The sequence below is a fragment of the Pseudoalteromonas sp. N1230-9 genome (assembly GCF_032716425.1).
GTDB lineage: Bacteria > Pseudomonadota > Gammaproteobacteria > Enterobacterales > Alteromonadaceae > Pseudoalteromonas.
On record NZ_CP090419.1, the window covers coordinates 1,151,384 to 1,169,373 of the forward strand.

Consider the following 17,990-nt stretch of genomic DNA (forward strand, 5'->3'; position numbering starts at 1 on the left):
TGTACATATTCTCTACACATTGTTGTTGCATATTGGACAGGACATATGTCCGCTAAAGTGTAAAATAGTTGCATAATTTCTTCTAAATGCTTTGATGTTGCCGCTAATTGTTGTAAAAAAATTGTATATTTATAATTTTTAATGCAGTAAAAGTGTCATAAAGTGTTATAATCGTCAGCGTTCGTTCAGCCTCTTTACCTCGTTTTGCACTCTCGATTTAGAGGTCCGCGCAGCTTATTATAAGGCGCGAAAAATTGGCCGAGCCCGTCAAATGATTTGACGCAACATCATCACCGTTGAATAAGAGTGCATAAAAAAGGTTAAAACCCGACATGAAAGCAATGAAAAGATCTACGTTAGCAACCCTAATCAATGCAACGTTGTTCTCTGCCGTAGCAGGTACTTCATTTTCAACTCTTGCTGCAGACGAAGCTCCAGCAGCAAAAAACAACCAACTAGAAGTTATCCAAATCACTGCTCGTAAGCGTGTAGAAAATGCTCAGGAAGTACCTGTTGCAGTATCTGCGCTGCAAGGTGATAACTTAGATGCTTACAGCTCAGCTGGTATGGATATTCGCTTTATGAATGCGAAAATCCCAAGTTTATCAATCGAATCTTCGTTTGGTCGTTCATTCCCACGCTTTTATGTTCGTGGTCTAGGTAACACAGACTTTGATTTGAATGCTTCTCAACCTGTTTCTTTAGTGGTTGATGAAGTCGTTCAAGAAAACGCAATCTTAAAAGGTTTCCCTGTATTTGACGTAGCACGTGTAGAAGTTCTACGTGGCCCACAAGGTACATTATTCGGTCGTAACACGCCGGCTGGCCTTGTTAAATTTGATACAGTTAAACCATCACAAGAATTTGAAGGCTATGGTTCAGTATCTTACGGTAGCCGTGGCGCAGTTGATTTCGAAGGTGCTGTTGGCGGTGGCCTAACAGACCGTTTATCAACACGTGTTTCTGTACTTTGGCAAGAAAAAGACGATTATATTGATAATCGCGCACCAGGGTTTGAGCAAGACGACGTATTAGGTGGTTACACTGAGAAAGCGGCTCGTGTTCAATTCTTATATGAAGGTGATGATTTCACAGGTTTATTCAACTACCACACGCGTGATATGGACGGTAAGCCAATTGCATTCCGTGGTAACGCAATCAAAGCAGGTACAAACGATTTAGTAGATGGCTTTGAACACGATGTGGTTTACCACGATGCTGCTTCACGTGCTACACAGCAAGTTGAATCACAAGGCGCAAGCTTAAAGCTTGAGTGGGACATCAACGATTTAACACTTACGTCAATCTCTGCATGGGAAAGTGCTGAAATCTATTCACGCGCTGACATCGACGGTGGTTACGGTTTCTTTAATGCAGACGACCCAACAGCACCTATGGGCCCAGGTTTTATTCCGTTCACTTCTGAAAGTGCTGACGGTATTCCAGATCAAGACCAATACACGCAAGAACTTCGTTTATCAAGCAACTATGCTGGCGACGTAAACTTCCAAGTAGGTGTGTTCTACTTTGACGAAGCGCTAACAATCGAAAACTTCAGCTACGACACATATGGTGCAACACCGGGTGAGTTAAACGGTTATGTTATCCAGCAGCAAGATACCAAAGCATGGGCGGTATTCGGTTCATTAGATTACACAATCACTGATGACTTAAAAGTAACAGCGGGTCTTCGTTACTCTGATGACGAAAAAGAATTCTCAGCGAACCGTACTTTAAGCCCTGTTGGTGGTGGTGCGTTATTCTTAACAGAAAACCCAAGTGACGATCACATTAGCTGGGATTTATCTGCTAACTACAAGATCAACGACAACGTAAACTGGTACGCGCGTGTCGCTAATAGCTTCCGTGCCCCAAGTATTCAAGGTCGTATCTTATTCGGTGATGAAGTAACTGTTGCTGAGTCTGAAACTGTAACATCTTTCGAAACAGGTATTAAATCAGACGTACTTGACGGCCGTGGTCGTGTAAATGCGACTGTGTTCTACTACACAATGGATGACCAACAATTAACAGCAGTGGGTGGTGGTGCAAACTTCAACCGTCTAGTTAATGCTGATAAGACAACTGGTTATGGTTTTGAGTTAGACACTGAGTGGGTATTAACTGATAACCTAAATGCGACGTTTAACTTAAGCTACAACAACACTGAGCTTAAAGATAAAGATTTAGCCGTTGCTGTTTGTGCACAATGTACTGTCACAGATCCAACATTCCAAGTACCTGGTGCATTTGGTCCTGAAGACCGTGCTATCTTAGATGGTAACAGCCTACCACACGCACCTGAGTGGATCTCTAACGTCACATTACGTTATAGCCGTGAAGTTGCTGACGGTGAATTCTTCACTTACGCTGACGTGTCTTACCGTAGCGAAATCAACTACTTCTTATACGAGTCAGTTGAGTTTGAAGGCAAGCCATTAACAGAAGTTGGTTTACGTGCAGGTTATGCTTGGGCTGAAGGCGACAACGAATATGAAGTATCAGCATTCGTTCGTAACATGTTTGACGAACAACAATCAATCGGTGCTATCGACTTCAATAACAACACAGCAATGGTGAACGAAGAGCGTTACATCGGTGCTGAGTTCAAAGTAAGCTTCTTCTAAGCTGAAATAATAAGTCCTATTAAAACCCGCTGTATAGCGGGTTTTTTCGTTTATAATCGCGTTGGTAACTGCTAAAGTGGCAGGATTAATTTAAGAGAAAGAGAATACCTATGGCTGGATTTTGGAACTACCGTGTGATTTTTTGTGAAGCAACAAAAGATGAAGCGGCACAATATCAAATTCATGAAGTTGAATATAACTTAAATGGTAAAGTGACTAACTGGTCAGAAACTGGAGCTGCGCCTTTTGGTAATACAGTTGAAGAGCTAGAAGCTGACGCTGATCGTTTAAAAACGGCGTTTTCTAAGCCAGTTTTAAAAGTGGTTAGAAAGCAACGTGGCTACGAGTTAGTCGACGTAGAAACAGGCGAAGACGCCTTTGCTGAGCCACCTGCGGGCTTAACTGAATAATCACGCTGAATTAATTAAAGGTGCCAATGGCACCTTTTTACTTTAACTTTGAAGGAATGAGGATGACTTTAAAAGCAGTATTATTTGATATGGATGGCACGCTGGTTGATTCTGAAAGTGTGCATTTTAATATTTGGAATGATTTACTCGCGCCTTTTGGCGTGCAATATGATGAGGCTACATTTTGCCAACGCTTTTCAGGCAGACCGACTCTTGAAGCCGCAAAAGAAGTGGTTGAAAAATATCAGCTTACGATTAGCCCTGAACAATTAACAAATGATAAGTATGCTGCATTTGGTCGCTTCGTGAGCTCGAATTTGCCAGCGTTTATGCCTTACGCAAAAGAAGTCTTAGAAGAAATTAAAGCGAGCGGTTTAAAAATGGCGTTAGTAACGGGCAGTGCTAAAGATGAAGCGTATCCTATTTTAAAAGGCTATGGCATTTTTGATTGGTTTGATTGTGTGGTCACGAAAGATGATGTGATAAACCCCAAGCCTGCAGGCGATCCATATCAACTCGCTCTTGATACCTTACAGATTAAGGCAGATGAAGCAATTGCAGTTGAAGATACATTCACTGGTGTAAGCGCTGCAAGTAGCGCAAACGTGCCTGTGTTTGCTGTACCAAATCACTTCACATTAGAGCATGACTTTAGTAAAGCGGCAGGAAAGTTCGAGAATCTAAAAGAACTTCTAAAATGGGTACAAAGTAAGCTATAGTTTAGAAAATGATTCATCGCAGGGATGCATTTATGACCTTTCTATTTCGCAGACTCGTTACTTTATTGTGCTTTAGCCTGTTTACAGCAATCGCTGTGGCAACACCAAAAGTTCAACTCGCTAAAGTATATGACGCTGATAGTGTTGTTGTCAGTGATTACCTCGTGAGTGAAAAGTACGATGGCGTACGTGCAATCTGGACTGGCACTCAGTTTCTAACCCGAGCAGGAAATACGATTAATGCGCCTGCTTGGTTTACTGCTCCTTTACCTAAGGCTTGGCTAGACGGCGAACTTTGGAGCAAACGCCAAGACTTCGCTAACCTGAGTGGCATTATTCGAACACAGCTTCCCGTTGATAACGACTGGCAGAATGTAAGTTATATGGTCTTTGATATGCCAGACTCTAGCATCCCTTTTAGCGAGCGTTATAAAAATTATCTAGGATTGGTAGCGCAGTTAAACGCTAAACACATAGTAGCAGTAGAACAAAAACGCTTCGAAAGTAATCATCAACTTAGCTTGTACATGGATGATTTAATAGCAAATGGTGCTGAAGGAGTGATGCTACATTTAGCGTCTGCGGTGCATCGCTCTGGGCGCAGTGACGCTTTATTAAAGCTTAAACCCTATCTTGATGCCGAGGCGATTGTTATTGCGCATTTGCCGGGAAAAGGTAAGTATAAGAATATGTTAGGTGCACTTAAGGTGCGCAGCGCTGAAGGCGTAGAGTTTAAAATCGGCTCGGGGTTTTCAGACCATCAGCGGCAATTTCCTCCGGCAATAGGCAGTACCGTTACCTACAAATACCATGGTTTTACCAAACATGGGCTACCACGTTTCGCCAGCTTTTTACGTGAGCGAAATGCCTTATAAACTTTAGACATTCAAAAACAGCTGTAATTATGGTAAATTTCGCGGCCTTTTTATTGATGTATAGGTAAGACGATGTTTGCAGGCTTTGATTATGGTAGCTCTAATTGCGCAATCGGTGTAATGAATAATGAGCAACAAGTCTCTTTAGTGCCACTTGAGCAAGGCAAACACTATTTACCTTCAACACTTTATACTCATCACAGCGCGTTGGTTGTTGATTTTGTAGCAAAGCATTTAGCTGGTAGCCAATTTGAGCACGACTTTAAAACTCAGCGTCAAGCGCTCCTTAATACTTTAGCTCGCGTTAAATCCGACTTAGATATTCAAGCAGGCGATGAGACCTTATTTATAGGTCGTGAAGCCATTAGTGAATATGTGCAATTTCCTGAAGAAGGTTACTTTGTAAAGTCACCTAAGTCATTTTTTGGCGCGGTTGGCTTGAAACAAGGACAAATTAACTTTTTTGAAGACATTGCAACGGCGATGATTTTAAAAATTAAACAGCGCGCCGAGCAATCACTGCAAGAGTCATTAACAGAAACGGTTATTGGACGACCAGTAAACTTTCAATCAGTCGGTGGTGAAGAATCTAATCAACAAGCACTAGGCATTTTGGAGGGAGCAGCAAAGCGTGCTGGATTCAAAGAGGTGTCGTTTTTATATGAGCCGCTAGCGGCAGGGATTGATTATGAAACTTCATTGCAGGAAGACCAAAAAGTATTGGTTGTAGATATTGGCGGAGGCACTAGCGATTGTTCATTTGTACAAATGGGGCCGAGCTTTCGACAAAGTGAGTGTCGTGATAACGATTTTTTAGCTCACAGCGGAAAGCGTGTTGGCGGTAATGACTTAGATATCGCGCTGAGCTTTCATGGTTTAATGCCGTTGCTTGGTTTAGGCACTGAGTTTAAATCGGGTCTTGTGTTGCCTAATCAACCGTTTTGGCAAGCCTGTAAAATCAATGACGTTAATCTACAGAGCTTGTTTTACAGTGATGCACACCATCGAGAGCTTGTTACACAACTACGTGAAGTGCAACAGCCTGAGTTATTTAAGCGCTTAATTCATTTACAACAAAATAAGCAAGGTCACCAATTAGTACAGCAGGGGGAAGCGGCAAAAATTGCACTATCGTCAAGTAACGAATTTACCGCTGATTTAGGGTTTTTAGACCCAGAGTTAAGTCAGTGCTTGACGTTAAATGATCTATCTTTAGCGGTAGATGACTCTATAAGCCAGATAGTAAGGTTAGCTAAACAAGCTATAGCGGATGCCGGTACAACACCTGACGTTATTTATTTAACAGGAGGCAGTGCTCAGTCGCCATTAATTAAAGCGGCGTTAAAAGCTCATTTAGGTGGAATTGAGATGCTCAATGGGGATCACTTTGGCAGTGTAACTGCTGGCTTAACTAAATGGGCACATAAGCTTTATCGCTAAATGTGCTCATTTATAAAGACTACAACGTAACTTGACGTGTTGCTAAGTATTTCTCGTAATCAGGTAGCGTCCGATTAAGCTCGCTCTCCATCATGGGTGAGCTTAAAAGCATATCGGCACTGACCTCATTACAGGCTACAGGAATATTCCACACGGCGGCTAAACGTAGGAGTGCTTTTACATCTGGATCATGCGGCTGGGATGCGAGTGGATCCCAGAAAAAGACCAACATATGTACTTCATGTTCAGCAATTTTAGCACCTAACTGCTGATCGCCACCCATTGGACCACTTAATAATTTAATGACTTCAAGCCCTGTTGTGCGCTCGATTAAATGGCCTGTTGTACCTGTACCATAAAGTGTGTGCTTGCTTAAAATACCTTGATGCTTTTCACACCACGCTTGCAGTGCCGCTTTTTTGCCATCGTGAGCAACAAGGGCGATATTTTTCTTGGCAGGTAAGGCTTGTTGTTTTTGTTCCATAAGTGCTCTTAAATTAGTAGGTTAATTGCTAAGGCTATAAAGACCAGCCCCGTGATTCTATCAATCCAAATTTGGGTTTGTGGGTGCTCACGAAAGTGACTGGCAATTTTATCGCCGAAATAAATATACGTGCAGTCGATTGGAAAAGCAAAAAGTGGGTAGAGTAGGCCAAAAAATGCGAGTTGAAATGTCGTTGATGATAAGCTCGGATCGACGAACTGTGGAATAAAGGCAATGAAAAACAAAGCCACTTTAGGGTTGAGTACTTCGGTCATCATGGCTTGAAACATCACATTTTGCTTTTTACTGGTGCTGACATGAGGTTTTTCGTCGCAATGTGGTTCTGGCTGGTTAAAAGTACTTTTTAAGGTCATTAACCCTAAATAGCAAAGGTATGCAGCACCTAAGTATTGTACCGTGGTATAAGCGACTGCAGATGCCTTTAATATGGCTGTTAACCCAATGACGGCAAAAAAGGTGTGCACAACGCCGCCGAGTGCAAATCCGAATGCGCTTTGCAGGCCCGCAGCTCTGCCATTGGCAAAGGTTTGTGCCATTAAAAATGCGTTAGAAGGCCCAGGAGCTACGGCAATCAAAAAACTGGCGCCGAGAAACGAGAGCAAAAATTCGGGATTAATCATTGGCATAAGATAAAAAAGATGGATAGCTGATTCTAACAAGCTTACAGAAAAAGAAAAAGCGGGCATCATGGCCCGCTTGTCATGATAAGCGCTTATATTTAAATAGTAAGTAGGCAAATGGGATGAGCATTAAAAAGTGCACGCCAATCAATACTGGCGTTGCTAGATCCAGTAATTGGGTTAAAAATACCAAAAAGCTTGCGCCACTCATTTGCATAAGTCCCACTAATGCCGACGCTGTTCCAGCTTGTTTTGGGAATAAACTTAGCGCTCGCCCAGCAGATGAGCCGAGTGTTAGCGCATAGCCAAAGGCGGCAATGAACATAGGAAACATTAAAGCTAAGGCTGAGCGTTGTTGGCTAAGAGCAAGCATAATACACCCAGATAACACTAATAAAATAAGTCCAGCTTTTAAAGCACGTTTGGGCTGTCTTTTTATATAGATGGGCATAATAAAGCTGGCAAGAATGCTCAGAGCGGCATTACAGGTAAACCAAAATGTGAAGTCAGCTACACTGCCATCAAGTTCAGTGATTAGCCAACCTGGTGCGAGGGTCACAAAAACTAAAATAGCCGACATAGTGACTAAACAAATTAAGCTATGAAATAAAAATAGCGGTGTAGAAATAATTGGTACAAAGCGTCTTAGGTCGAGAATATGGCCACTGTAAACACTATCTGATGGGCGTGTTTCTTTGAAGAGTAATAAAACGATACACAAGCTGACAAGCGCAAATCCAGCCATAAATAAAAAGTTCATTCGCCAACCAAATTGCACGGTTAACCATGCGCCTAGAATAGGGGCGAGGGCAGGAATAAAGCACACTATACCATTTAAGTAAGTAATGATCTGACCGCTACGTTCGCTACCAAATTTATCTCTGACTATTGCAAAAGCGACGACAAAAGTTGCGCATGCTCCTAAGCCTTGTAATGCTCTTGCGATCATTAATGTGGTAAAGTCTGGAGCCAAATAGGCCCCGAATGCAGCTAGACCATAAATCATAACACCGGTAATGGCCACAGGTTTACGGCCAAACTTATCGGCAAGTGGCCCCGCAATTAGCTGACCAAGACCCACAGTTAGCATAAAAATAGCCACTGTTTGCTGAAGCTGCTTTTCTGATGCATTGAGTTGTTCAGCAATGGTAGGGAATGCTGGAAGATAAATATCAATACCTAGAGGGCAAAAAACGACCAATAGGCCAAGGATGAATAATAAACTCAGATTTCTGTGCTGTGACTGCATTAGCTCTCCTTTAAAGCAATATTTTATGTGCCCGTTAAAGAAAAGAAAAGCGTTGATATCTATTTATCTGAGGTACATACGTAGTCATTAAGGAAAAGGAGATTTGCTAACATAAAATTTCCATTTCGCTATCTGGTCTGATGTGTTAATTTTTTCACTTACATCATAAAAATAATGGATAAACGTCTTGAGTTCACAATCATCATTATTAAAAATTTGGTCTAGATGTCAGTCATTGCCAAAAGGTAACTGGCTGTTTAGTAAGGCTGTGTGTTTTAAAGCTCCTTATTTTGGCTCAATAAAGCCATTAATTACAGATTTAACAGCAGGGTATTGCGGCGCAACCGTCAAAAATCGCCGAGCAATCCATAATCACATAGGAACTATCCATGCAATCGCACAGTGTAATGTGGCAGAGCTATGCGCTGGCTTGATGGTTGATGCAACCGTGCCTGCAAAAACGCATCGCTGGATACCAAAAGGGATGACGGTTAACTATTTAGCAAAAATTGACACCGATATGCGTGCTGTCGCAAAGATAGAAGTGCCACGAGAATGGCTAGAAAAGCAAGATTTGATTGTACCGGTGAAGGTCTACAATAACCACGATGAATTAGTATTCACCGCGGATATCACTATGTATGTAACAGCTAAGAAGAGTTAGGATTTATCGGCGGCTTGTTTATTTACAAATGAGAGATCATTGTCATCATCAGCAAGGATTGAAGAGGGAGAGTCCTCTTCGCTTTCTGGCTTGATAGGCGCAATGTTATCTTCTTCGTGACGGTGCTTAAGGCTACCTTCAATAATTGCACCTGCTTCGATGCTCAATGTATCGTGAAACACATCACCATGAACCTCAGCAGTACTTTCTATAACGACCTTATTTGCGATTAATGAGCCGATAATTTTGCCTTTAACAACGACACTATCAGCTTCAACAACACCTTCAACCATACCTGAGCTGCCTATTACAAGATGCTTAACACGCAGATCACCATCAATGCGACCATCAAGTTGTACTTCACCTTGGCTGGTGATAGAGCCAGTTAGACGCATGTCTTCTGCGATAATGGAAGGGGTAAGGTTTGTTCTTTTTAACGATGAGTTTGTTGAGCTAGTTGTTGTTTGTTTTTTTTTACCGAACACGAGTAAGCGCCTTTGTTATTTTTACAGGGTTGACATGTTTGCCATTAACTAGAACTTCGTAATGTAGATGCGTACTTGTGCTACGACCAGTACTTCCCATCAAACCAATCACATCATCTTTAGTAACGGCTTGGCCCTTTTTTACTTTAATTTTATTTAAATGGCCAAAGCGGGTTACGAAACCATTTTTATGTTGTAATTCAATAAAGTTACCGTAACCACCATTGCGGCCCGCACGAAGTACAGTACCATCTGCAGGGGCGAAAATCTCTGTTTTATGCCAGCCTGCTAAGTCGACACCTTTATGGAATGCACGACGACCGTTCATCGGATCTTTACGAAGCCCGAAACTACTTGAAATATAGTAATCAGCTGCTGGAAGCGTTTGTGGTAACTCACTTAACAGGTTCTCTAAGTTATTTAGAGTGAGGAGTTTATCTGCAACGGCTAAAAATTCAGCGGGAATTTTTGATTCATCAAATAAATCAAGTGGTCCACCTTGTGCTGTATCTGCTTGCTCATGTAGCGCTTCTGAGGCAAACGTTTCGTTTAAACCAGCTCCTTCTAACATGGCAATAATCGCCGCATGGCGTTGTGTTATCTGTGCATCGAGTAAGGTAAAGCTGCGGTTGTAGTTAGCATCAAGACGTGCAAAGCGCTCTGTAACAGCGTTAAAGCTATTGGCCTGATTTGGCTCATCTTCCAATGGTGCATGAAATTCTTCAGTATGCTGCTCGGTTGGCAATATAGGAGATGCTGAGTCATCAGTTGTCGTATCTGTGCTCATCGATTCAGGCAAAGATTCAAGCATACTTTGCAGTAAAGCTTGTTTTTGCTCAAGTACCGCTAGCTGCTCAAGCTGCTTAGTGTATTCGTTTTGTTGTTGTTGATGCTGTTTTTGCCATGCTTGTTGTTCGCTAAGCTGGCTTTGCTTTATATCTGTAATTTTATCGGCTTGGGAGATAATTTGCAGAGTAGAAACACTTAACCACGTCACAGCTGTTAATAAAGCAAGTAATGCAGTTAGTTGAACCCAAGGCGCTAATACTAGGTGTTTTACTTCGCCATTTTGACGGATCAGCAGCTGTCTAGCTGGAAAAAACGTACGATAAAAGGACTTAATATTAACAAACATGGCGTGCAAAAATTGGATAAATACCGAGCTAAGATAACAATCTGAACTAAAAAAGCCAGAAAAAAATTGTAACTCAAGAAAAAAAGCAGCAAAAAAGGGCACAAATGGCCCTCAAGTATGCTGCTATATCGTTATTTTGCAGGAAGTACCGTTCCTTCAACAGAACCGAAACCGATGCGTGCAAAGCCTTCTTTCTCGCACCAGCCACGCATAATTACGTTGTCGCCGTCTTCTAAGAAAGCACGTTGCTCGCCATTAGCAAGAGTGATTTTTTCTTTGCCGCCGCGCGATAGCTCTAGTAATGAACCAGCTTCTTCATGTTCAGGGCCCGATTGTGTACCCGAACCTAACATGTCACCTGGTTGGAAGTTACAGCCATTTACTGTGTGGTGAGTGACCATTTGCGCCACTGTCCAGTATGAATGTTTAAAGCTAGATTTAGATACCTGTGTTGGCGCTTCGCCAGCTGCACGCATCTTTTCAGTTTCTAGTTGCACATCCATTTTGATATCGAATGCACCAAACTCACGGTTATGAGCTGACTCTAAGTAGTCCATTGGTTGTGGATCGTTTTCGTCACGTGTCCAGTTTGTTCTAAATGGCGCAAGTGCTTCTGTCGTAACAATCCAAGGTGAGACAGTCGATGCGAAGTTTTTCGCAAGGAATGGGCCAAGCGGTTGGTATTCCCACGCTTGTAAATCACGTGCAGACCAGTCATTAAATACACAGAAACCAAATACGTGGTTTTCAGCATTTTCAATGGCAATTGCATCGCCTAATTTATTACCTTTACCAAGGTAAATACCTAACTCAAGTTCGTAGTCTAGGCGTTTACAAGGGCCGAATGATGGTACTTCTGCATCTGGCGCTTTAGTTTGACCATTAGGGCGGTGGAACGTTTGTCCAGATACATCAATTGATGATGAACGACCGTGATAACCAATTGGTACCCATTTGTAGTTAGGTAGAAGTGGGTTATCAGGACGGAATAAACTACCTACCGCTGTTGCATGGTAAATAGAAGTATAAAAGTCAGTGTAATCACCAATGCGACACGGCAGCGCAAATTCGATGTCTGCTTGAGCGATAAGTGCTTCGCTTAATTGTGCTTGCTCACTGGCACCTTCGCGGAGTGCTTTTGATAGCGCAAGACGAAGTGCAGACCAATACTGCTGACCAAGACCCATGAATTCATTTAATGTAGCTTGGCTTGCTGCTTTAACGGCAACCTGTGCATCACCAGAGAATAAACCAAGTTCGTTTACTTTTGCTAAATCGATAACTTGGTCACCAATTGCTACAGCACCGCGGAACGCTTCGTCTGAATTTTTACGACGTACTTCTGCAAAAGGAAGGTTTTGAATTGGGAAGTCACAGTTCGCTTCGTTAGCAGATGCAACCCAGCTTTTTAGATTAATATCGTGGGTTTCGTTAATTAGGCTCATACTCTTTCCTTATTGGTTCGCGCTGATTTATTAGTTATCTATATGGAGGCAATCAACGCAATTTAAACAGTTAGTTTAAAACAGAATTTAAAACGACAAAAAGCAGCGTGTGAATAACGCTGCTTTTTAGACAATATGATGATTTAGATTACACCACGACGCTCTTGATCACGTTCGATTGATTCGAAAAGCGCTTGGAAGTTACCTTCACCGAAACCGCCGTCATCTACACGTTGGATCATCTCGATAAAGATAGGACCAAATAGGTTCTTCGAGAAGATTTGCAGTAAGTAACAGTTTTCGCTTTGGCTATCTACAAGGATTTGATGCTTACGGATCTTCTCTTTGTCTTCTTTTACCCAAGGCACACGGTCAAAGATGGTGTCGTAGTACTCAGGAATGATATCAAGCGTGGCAATCGTTGATTGGTCAAGCTTATCAAGTGAGCTTACTAGGTCATTAGTTAGGAATGCTAAATGCTGCACACCTGGACCATTGTACTCATTTAAGTACTCATCGATTTGGTTGTTGTTGTTATCTTTACCTTCATTGATTGGAATCGAGAAAGTGCCGCACGGAGATTTAAGTGCGTAAGATAATAGCGCTGTTTTTTGACCTTTAATGTCGAAGTAACGAACTTCTGTAAAACCAAATACGTCTTTATAGAAGTTAGCCCATGTTTCCATCGTGCCTTTATATACGTTATTGGTTAAATGGTCGATACGGATGAAGCCTTTGTCTTCAACAATATTTTGCTCGCTTAAGTCTTCGAAATCTGACTCATAGATAGAGCCTTTATCACCAAACTGTTCGATGAAGTAGATTAAGCTGTCGCCGATACCGTAAATAGCCGGGTATGGTAAATTTTTATGTGTTGAGTCTGTTGCTGGTTTTGCACCGCGCTCAACAGCAACCTCGAATGCTTTTTGTGCATTCTCTACACGCCAACCCATAGAACAGATTGCTGGGCCGTGGCTTTTAGCAAATTCAGCAGAAAAACCTTCACGCTCATTATTTAGTAAGAAATGAATGTCATGTTGGTTGTAGTAAACAATGTCTTTACCCTTGAATTTTTTTAGCTTAGAAAAGCCAAAATCAGTAAACACTTTGTCCATGTAATCTGCATCCGGTGTTGCATATTCAGTGAATTCAATGCCCATTAGGCCTAACGGATTATTTACTTCGCTCATTGTCATTACTCCCGCAATTATAAGCACTGCGCTAAAAAAGAATTATTGTTCTGTAATGAGCGGATGATTAACCAGAAAACCGATAAGGGGAAGATCTCGGTGTTATTTAGCTAACGCCTCCTTTGTAAATTAAATGGGACAATGATTTTAATTTCAGCAATTGCACTATCTGAGGCGGTGAATGGGTCATCATTAAGGCAAGTGTTTGGTACCGTGATTTTAATTTATCTATATGTATTTAAAGGAAAATTAATAGGTTTTCTAGGCGTGAAAAAAGGCCTAAGACGGCCTTTTTTATTAAGTTTAATGTATCGATTAGTTTACACTTTGGCGTGCTTTGTTAAAAAACTTGCTACGTTGTTGTAACCAAGGGTTATTCATAATTTGAGGTGCAGCTTGGTAATGTCGCTCAATGACTTGGTTTAAGGTGCGAGTAGACTGCGTGAAGTTGAGTTGCTGTTGTGCACTACCCATGTTTGCAATTTCTGCGTCTGTCATAGCGCGACCTGCAAAGAGGAGTGCATTTAAATACCCAGGTTTAGTTTCGTAATCATTATCGGTTAAAAGTAGCGCTGCACTGTTGATTGCCCAGCGTTCATTGATTTCGCCTTCATCTTTAATACCAATTAGCTCGCCATCAAGGTAAATTTTTAGTGCGCCATTGTTTGGAGCAGCATAAAACACAAAAGCAATACGGTGCCAGCTGTTTGCCAAAAGCTCGCCAAAGTAACCACTGTCACGAGTGGCGATACCGATGGCATTATCTCGGCTGACGTAAAGGTCTGCATCATTGCTATTAGTGAGATCTGTTTGTAGTAATGCACGCCATTCATTGGTGCTTTGCTCTGGCCAAAGCACGTCCATCACCAGGGTGTGATCTGAAATAAATCCGTCAGTTTGGTAGTCACCATTTGCAGGGCTATTGGCCGTTAAGGTTAAGCCTTGTGTTGGGCTGTGGCGAGAAAACGCCAATACACCTGAGGCACCATTTGGTAAATCAGCAACTGCAAGCTCACTTGTGGTCGCAAATTGGCTATTCTCTGGTCCCCAGTTTTCTTCTTCAGGGTCGAAAAAGCTGAGTGTTGCAGGGCCAAAGTCACTGCTAAAACCTTGCTCAGGATTATTAAAATTCCATACCGTGACTGCATCGTCAGTTTTACAGGCGTTAAGTGTGTTATTAGTGTCGATGTATAAACATTGGCTAGTGCGTGCTCGTGCGTAGTTATCAAGTAGCCACCAACTTTCAGCGACTAATTGCGCGTCTAAGTTTGGCAGAGCAGGGAAGAACAACTCGCTATTAAGTGCAGGGCCTTTAAATAGAGCAACTTGGTATGTGGTTGCATCACTGATGTTATCAGGCACTAAAGCAACCCATTCAGGCTGGCTTGCGAGCATGGTTTTTAATTGGCTGCCAGTAACAGAGACTTGATAAATAGAGTTAAAGCCTGGGGTATTCGATGGCTGGCGCTCAACCTTATACGCCGCATGAAAGTCTTCTTGAGTTAAGGTGCCTGGAAGCCAGCGATCTTGTACTTGGCTTGCATCTAGCAGTGCGGCATCAATAGCAGGGAATTGCTGCATAGTGGCTTTGGCTGTAATACTAATGAGCTCTTTTGCACTTGGGTAATTTTCTGAAACGGCAATTTCAGTGTTTGCATCAGGGGCGTAGCGGCCCATGATTTCATCGATGGCGGCTTTTGTGCGCTCATCTAAACTGGTAATGCTGGTTGTTGGTACGGTATTGTAATCAACATCAGCGAGTGTTTTGTCTTCAAGGTTAAAGGTTAACGTGAGATCAGTTAGGCCTTGTGCAAAAAAGTTTGGCTGAATAACAATGCTGCCATTATCTAAAGTTTGATAGCTTTCACCACCATGGGTGTGGCCACCCAGTACTAAATCAATCCCCGTAACATTTTGCGCAATACGAGTGTCAGTGCCTTCACCTAAATGACTCACCATTACCATGTAATCAACATCTTGGCGGTACTGATTAACAATTTGCTCAGCCACTTCTTGCCATTGCCAGTTCATTTTGAAATTAGCAATAAAATCAGGAATTGGCTCGTCTTCAATAGGTTCGTCGAGTTCATTCCAAGGCACGGAAGTCATGCCAAAAAAGCCGATTCGAAGGCAACCTACTTGCACAACTGAAAAATCGACACCGGCAAACGGCGTATCACTGTTACCCTCATAGTCAGTATTGCTTGCAAGCACGATGGCATTATCGTCATCAGCAAAATCAAGTAATTGCTCTGGTCCCCATGCATAGTCGTGGTTACCAATCACGCGTACGTCAAAGGCCATGGCTTTTATTGCCTCGACCGTGGCTAAGCCTTGTGAAGTTTGCTCAGCTACGGTGCCTTTTTCATAATCATCGCCACCATTGGTGAATAAAGTATTTGGGTTTTCCAGTTTGGCATTATCGTAGTAACTGCGAATACGGCTGAATAATTGCTCTTTAAAACCAAAGCGCGCGTGTAAATCAGCAACATGAATAAAGCGCACTGTTTGTGAACTTGCTGTATCAACACATTGTTCGCCAATTGTTTTACTGACTGCAGGAATGCTGCGCGACATTAACGCGTAGGTACCAAAAGTGGTAATTTCACTTACCGCAAAGCCCTCTTCGTTGAAACTGGTTGTCAGAGGTTGCCACTGCTCATCTTGTAGCATAACAATACTAAATGCGAGGTTAGTTTGTTGCTGGGGGAGCTTTATAGAAAGGGTTAACGATTTAGAGAATACTAAATTATTGGGTCTAAAAGTATGTCTTGCAGAGACAATGTTTTGTTCAATATCTGCTGTAGTTGCAGTTGTTTCAGTATAGGTAAAAGTCGTATCGGTAGAAACGGTATTACTATCTGCATTTAGGCGTACACTACCATTAGCAAATTGTTCGGAAAAACCTGAACTGACTGAAATAATTAAACCAGACTGACTTGGGGTGGTGGCAACCTCTTTCGTTGTTTTATCGCCGCCACAGGCTACAAGCAGTAATGTGGTAAAAAAAATGATTAAGAGTTGATTGAAAAAGCGCAATGTATCACTTCCAAACCTATACAAACTATTATCAAATTATAGTATCAGTATTGCGGACAGCGATATAGCATTAATAAAGAAAAACCCCACAGCGAGCGCTGTGGGGGAACATTTTTTACTGCTTTTCGGCAGTTACTTCTAGCTCTTCAGCTAGAATGTGTTCAGTTGTTTGCGGCTCATGATGGCCTTCGGCACCATGCATCCATTTAACTAGCTTGTCGCTCAGTAAGTACATAATGACAGCAGATAGGATTGCTGTAGCACCTAAGCCGATGAAAATACCCATTGCATTATCAACAGCTTCTTCGCCTTCACCTAGGAATGAACCTACGAAACCAGCAATCTTATTAGCAACAGCTGTACATAAGAACCAAATACCCATAAGCATTGATGCTAAACGTAATGGCGCAAGTTTACTCACCATTGATAAACCAATCGGTGATAAACATAACTCACCTAAGGTATGGAAAAGGTAGAAAAGAACCAGCCACATCATGCTAATTTGCAGATTGTCACCTTGGCCTTGCGTCATTAGAGCAAAAATCATTGTGATGAAGCCAAGTGCTAAGAAAATAAGTGCAATAGCGAACTTAACAGGTGAGTTTGGCTCACGCTTATCCAGCTTCAACCAAACGATAGCAACTAATGGTGCAAAAACGATGATGAAAATTGAGTTTAATGATTGGAACCATGAAGCAGGGACTTCAAAGCCTAATAGCATACGGTCAGTGTAATCGTTAGCGAATAGGTTCATTAAACCACCCGCTTGCTCAAAGCCCATCCAGAAAATGATACTGAATACACTCATGGTGAAAATAACTTTAATGCGGTCAGTTTCAACTTTAGTAAGAGGCTCTTTAGTGTTTGATTCAGACTGAGCTTGTGAAAGCTTAGCTGATGGAACGACACCAATATCACCTAGGTATTTGTTACTTAATGCAAGTTGCATAAGTACAGAGATCACCATACCAACACCGGCTACGATGAAGCCCCATTGCCAGCCCATTGCAGCGGCAGCATAGCCCGCAACAAGTGGACCTAATGCACCACCTAGGTTGATACCCATATAGAAGATAGTGAATGCGCCATCACGACGTTGATCACCTTCTTTATATAAGTCACCCACCATAGTAGAGATATTTGGCTTAAACAGACCATTACCCAAACAAAGTAAGGTTAAACCAATATAGAAAACATTCTCTTGTTGACCTGCAAGGTAACTGTGCGGAATACCCATTGTGAAATGGCCAGCAGCCATTAGTAAACCACCAAGGATAATAGCTTTACGTTGCCCTAAAACGTTATCTGCTAACCAACCACCCAATAGTGGTGTGATATAAACAGCCATTGTAAAAGTACCGTAAAGGCTTAATGCATCGGCATTTGACCAGCCGAAACCACCTTCTTGAACAAGTGCAACTAAGTACAATACTAGAATAGCGCGCATGCCATAATAACCGAATCGTTCCCACATTTCTGTGCCGAACAACAGGAACAGCCCTTTAGGATGCCCTAAAAAGTCACCTGCTTTAGGTAATGAACTCATATTTACTTCCTAACTCTAAGTTTTTATTGAGGCCTTATTAT

15 protein-coding genes are annotated in these 17,990 nt (G+C 42.1%); 6 read left to right on the forward strand and 9 right to left on the reverse strand.

Going from position 1 to position 17,990, the window contains the following annotated elements:
• Positions 1-332: 332 nt before the first annotated feature.
• From LY624_RS05400 to yegD, 5 genes are all read left to right on the forward strand, one after another.
• Positions 333-2,627, forward strand: coding sequence for a TonB-dependent receptor (locus LY624_RS05400; protein WP_341804065.1), 2,295 nt, complete (start codon positions 333-335; stop codon positions 2,625-2,627).
• Between the two features lie 110 nt (positions 2,628-2,737).
• Entirely contained in the window at positions 2,738-3,037 is a 300-nt protein-coding gene (locus tag LY624_RS05405; protein WP_062570481.1) for a hypothetical protein, read from the forward strand.
• 62 nt (positions 3,038-3,099) lie between these two features.
• Positions 3,100-3,756, forward strand: coding sequence for an HAD family hydrolase (locus tag LY624_RS05410; RefSeq protein WP_130151218.1), 657 nt, complete (start codon positions 3,100-3,102; stop codon positions 3,754-3,756).
• A 32-nt stretch (positions 3,757-3,788) separates the two neighbouring features.
• Complete coding sequence (locus tag LY624_RS05415) at positions 3,789-4,631, forward strand: DNA ligase (RefSeq protein ID WP_341804066.1); 843 nt, start codon at positions 3,789-3,791, stop codon at positions 4,629-4,631.
• 72 nt (positions 4,632-4,703) lie between these two features.
• Positions 4,704-6,071 (forward strand): molecular chaperone, encoded by a 1,368-nt coding sequence (gene yegD, locus LY624_RS05420; RefSeq protein ID WP_341804067.1) that lies wholly within the window; start codon positions 4,704-4,706, stop codon positions 6,069-6,071.
• A 19-nt stretch (positions 6,072-6,090) separates the two neighbouring features.
• On the opposite strand, the gene LY624_RS05425 is transcribed toward yegD, so the two are convergent.
• The 3 genes from LY624_RS05425 to LY624_RS05435 all read right to left on the reverse strand — a co-directional run bounded on the left by LY624_RS05425 (position 6,091) and on the right by LY624_RS05435 (position 8,445).
• Complete coding sequence (locus LY624_RS05425; RefSeq protein WP_062570485.1) at positions 6,091-6,555, reverse strand: methylglyoxal synthase; 465 nt, start codon at positions 6,553-6,555, stop codon at positions 6,091-6,093.
• Positions 6,556-6,563: 8 nt separating this feature from the next.
• Entirely contained in the window at positions 6,564-7,196 is a 633-nt protein-coding gene (locus LY624_RS05430) for a LysE family translocator (RefSeq protein ID WP_130151318.1), read from the reverse strand.
• Between the two features lie 79 nt (positions 7,197-7,275).
• Positions 7,276-8,445 carry a multidrug effflux MFS transporter gene (locus tag LY624_RS05435; protein ID WP_341804068.1) on the reverse strand — a complete coding sequence of 390 codons (1,170 nt, stop codon included), beginning with the start codon at positions 8,443-8,445 and terminating at the stop codon, positions 7,276-7,278.
• A gap of 187 nt (positions 8,446-8,632) precedes the next feature.
• Between LY624_RS05435 and LY624_RS05440 the strand changes: the two genes are divergently transcribed.
• A complete protein-coding gene (locus LY624_RS05440) occupies positions 8,633-9,109 on the forward strand; it encodes a hotdog fold domain-containing protein (RefSeq protein WP_130151223.1) in 477 nt (158 codons plus the stop codon).
• Here LY624_RS05440 and LY624_RS05445 read toward each other — a convergent pair.
• From LY624_RS05445 to LY624_RS05470, 6 genes are all read right to left on the reverse strand, one after another.
• Positions 9,106-9,594, reverse strand: a complete 489-nt coding sequence (locus tag LY624_RS05445; protein WP_130151224.1) for a bactofilin family protein — start codon at positions 9,592-9,594, stop codon at positions 9,106-9,108. The genes LY624_RS05440 and LY624_RS05445 overlap by 4 nt on opposite strands.
• Positions 9,584-10,729 (reverse strand): M23 family metallopeptidase, encoded by a 1,146-nt coding sequence (locus LY624_RS05450; protein ID WP_341804069.1) that lies wholly within the window; start codon positions 10,727-10,729, stop codon positions 9,584-9,586. Before LY624_RS05450 ends, LY624_RS05445 begins: the two co-directional genes overlap by 11 nt.
• 131 nt (positions 10,730-10,860) lie before the next feature.
• Complete coding sequence (gene fahA / locus LY624_RS05455) at positions 10,861-12,174, reverse strand: fumarylacetoacetase (RefSeq protein WP_341804070.1); 1,314 nt, start codon at positions 12,172-12,174, stop codon at positions 10,861-10,863.
• A 143-nt stretch (positions 12,175-12,317) separates the two neighbouring features.
• Positions 12,318-13,364, reverse strand: coding sequence for a 4-hydroxyphenylpyruvate dioxygenase (gene hppD, locus LY624_RS05460; RefSeq protein ID WP_055021474.1), 1,047 nt, complete (start codon positions 13,362-13,364; stop codon positions 12,318-12,320).
• Positions 13,365-13,679: 315 nt separating this feature from the next.
• Complete coding sequence (locus tag LY624_RS05465) at positions 13,680-16,403, reverse strand: metallophosphoesterase (RefSeq protein WP_341804071.1); 2,724 nt, start codon at positions 16,401-16,403, stop codon at positions 13,680-13,682.
• A 115-nt stretch (positions 16,404-16,518) separates the two neighbouring features.
• Complete coding sequence (locus LY624_RS05470; protein WP_130151228.1) at positions 16,519-17,949, reverse strand: peptide MFS transporter; 1,431 nt, start codon at positions 17,947-17,949, stop codon at positions 16,519-16,521.
• Between the last annotated feature and the right edge of the window lie 41 nt (positions 17,950-17,990).

Excerpts from the sequence above, each read along its gene's own strand:
- LY624_RS05400 (WP_341804065.1), top strand. The coding sequence starts at position 333 with ATGAAAGCAATGAAAAGATCTACGTTAGCAACCCTAATCAATGCAACG.
- LY624_RS05405 (WP_062570481.1), top strand. The coding sequence starts at position 2,738 with ATGGCTGGATTTTGGAACTACCGTGTGATTTTTTGTGAAGCAACAAAA.
- LY624_RS05410 (WP_130151218.1), top strand. The coding sequence starts at position 3,100 with ATGACTTTAAAAGCAGTATTATTTGATATGGATGGCACGCTGGTTGAT.
- LY624_RS05415 (WP_341804066.1), top strand. The coding sequence starts at position 3,789 with ATGACCTTTCTATTTCGCAGACTCGTTACTTTATTGTGCTTTAGCCTG.
- yegD (WP_341804067.1), top strand. The coding sequence starts at position 4,704 with ATGTTTGCAGGCTTTGATTATGGTAGCTCTAATTGCGCAATCGGTGTA.
- LY624_RS05425 (WP_062570485.1), bottom strand. The coding sequence starts at position 6,555 with ATGGAACAAAAACAACAAGCCTTACCTGCCAAGAAAAATATCGCCCTT.
- LY624_RS05430 (WP_130151318.1), bottom strand. The coding sequence starts at position 7,196 with ATGATTAATCCCGAATTTTTGCTCTCGTTTCTCGGCGCCAGTTTTTTG.
- LY624_RS05435 (WP_341804068.1), bottom strand. The coding sequence starts at position 8,445 with ATGCAGTCACAGCACAGAAATCTGAGTTTATTATTCATCCTTGGCCTA.
- LY624_RS05450 (WP_341804069.1), bottom strand. The coding sequence starts at position 10,729 with ATGTTTGTTAATATTAAGTCCTTTTATCGTACGTTTTTTCCAGCTAGA.
- fahA (WP_341804070.1), bottom strand. The coding sequence starts at position 12,174 with ATGAGCCTAATTAACGAAACCCACGATATTAATCTAAAAAGCTGGGTT.
- hppD (WP_055021474.1), bottom strand. The coding sequence starts at position 13,364 with ATGAGCGAAGTAAATAATCCGTTAGGCCTAATGGGCATTGAATTCACT.
- LY624_RS05470 (WP_130151228.1), bottom strand. The coding sequence starts at position 17,949 with ATGAGTTCATTACCTAAAGCAGGTGACTTTTTAGGGCATCCTAAAGGG.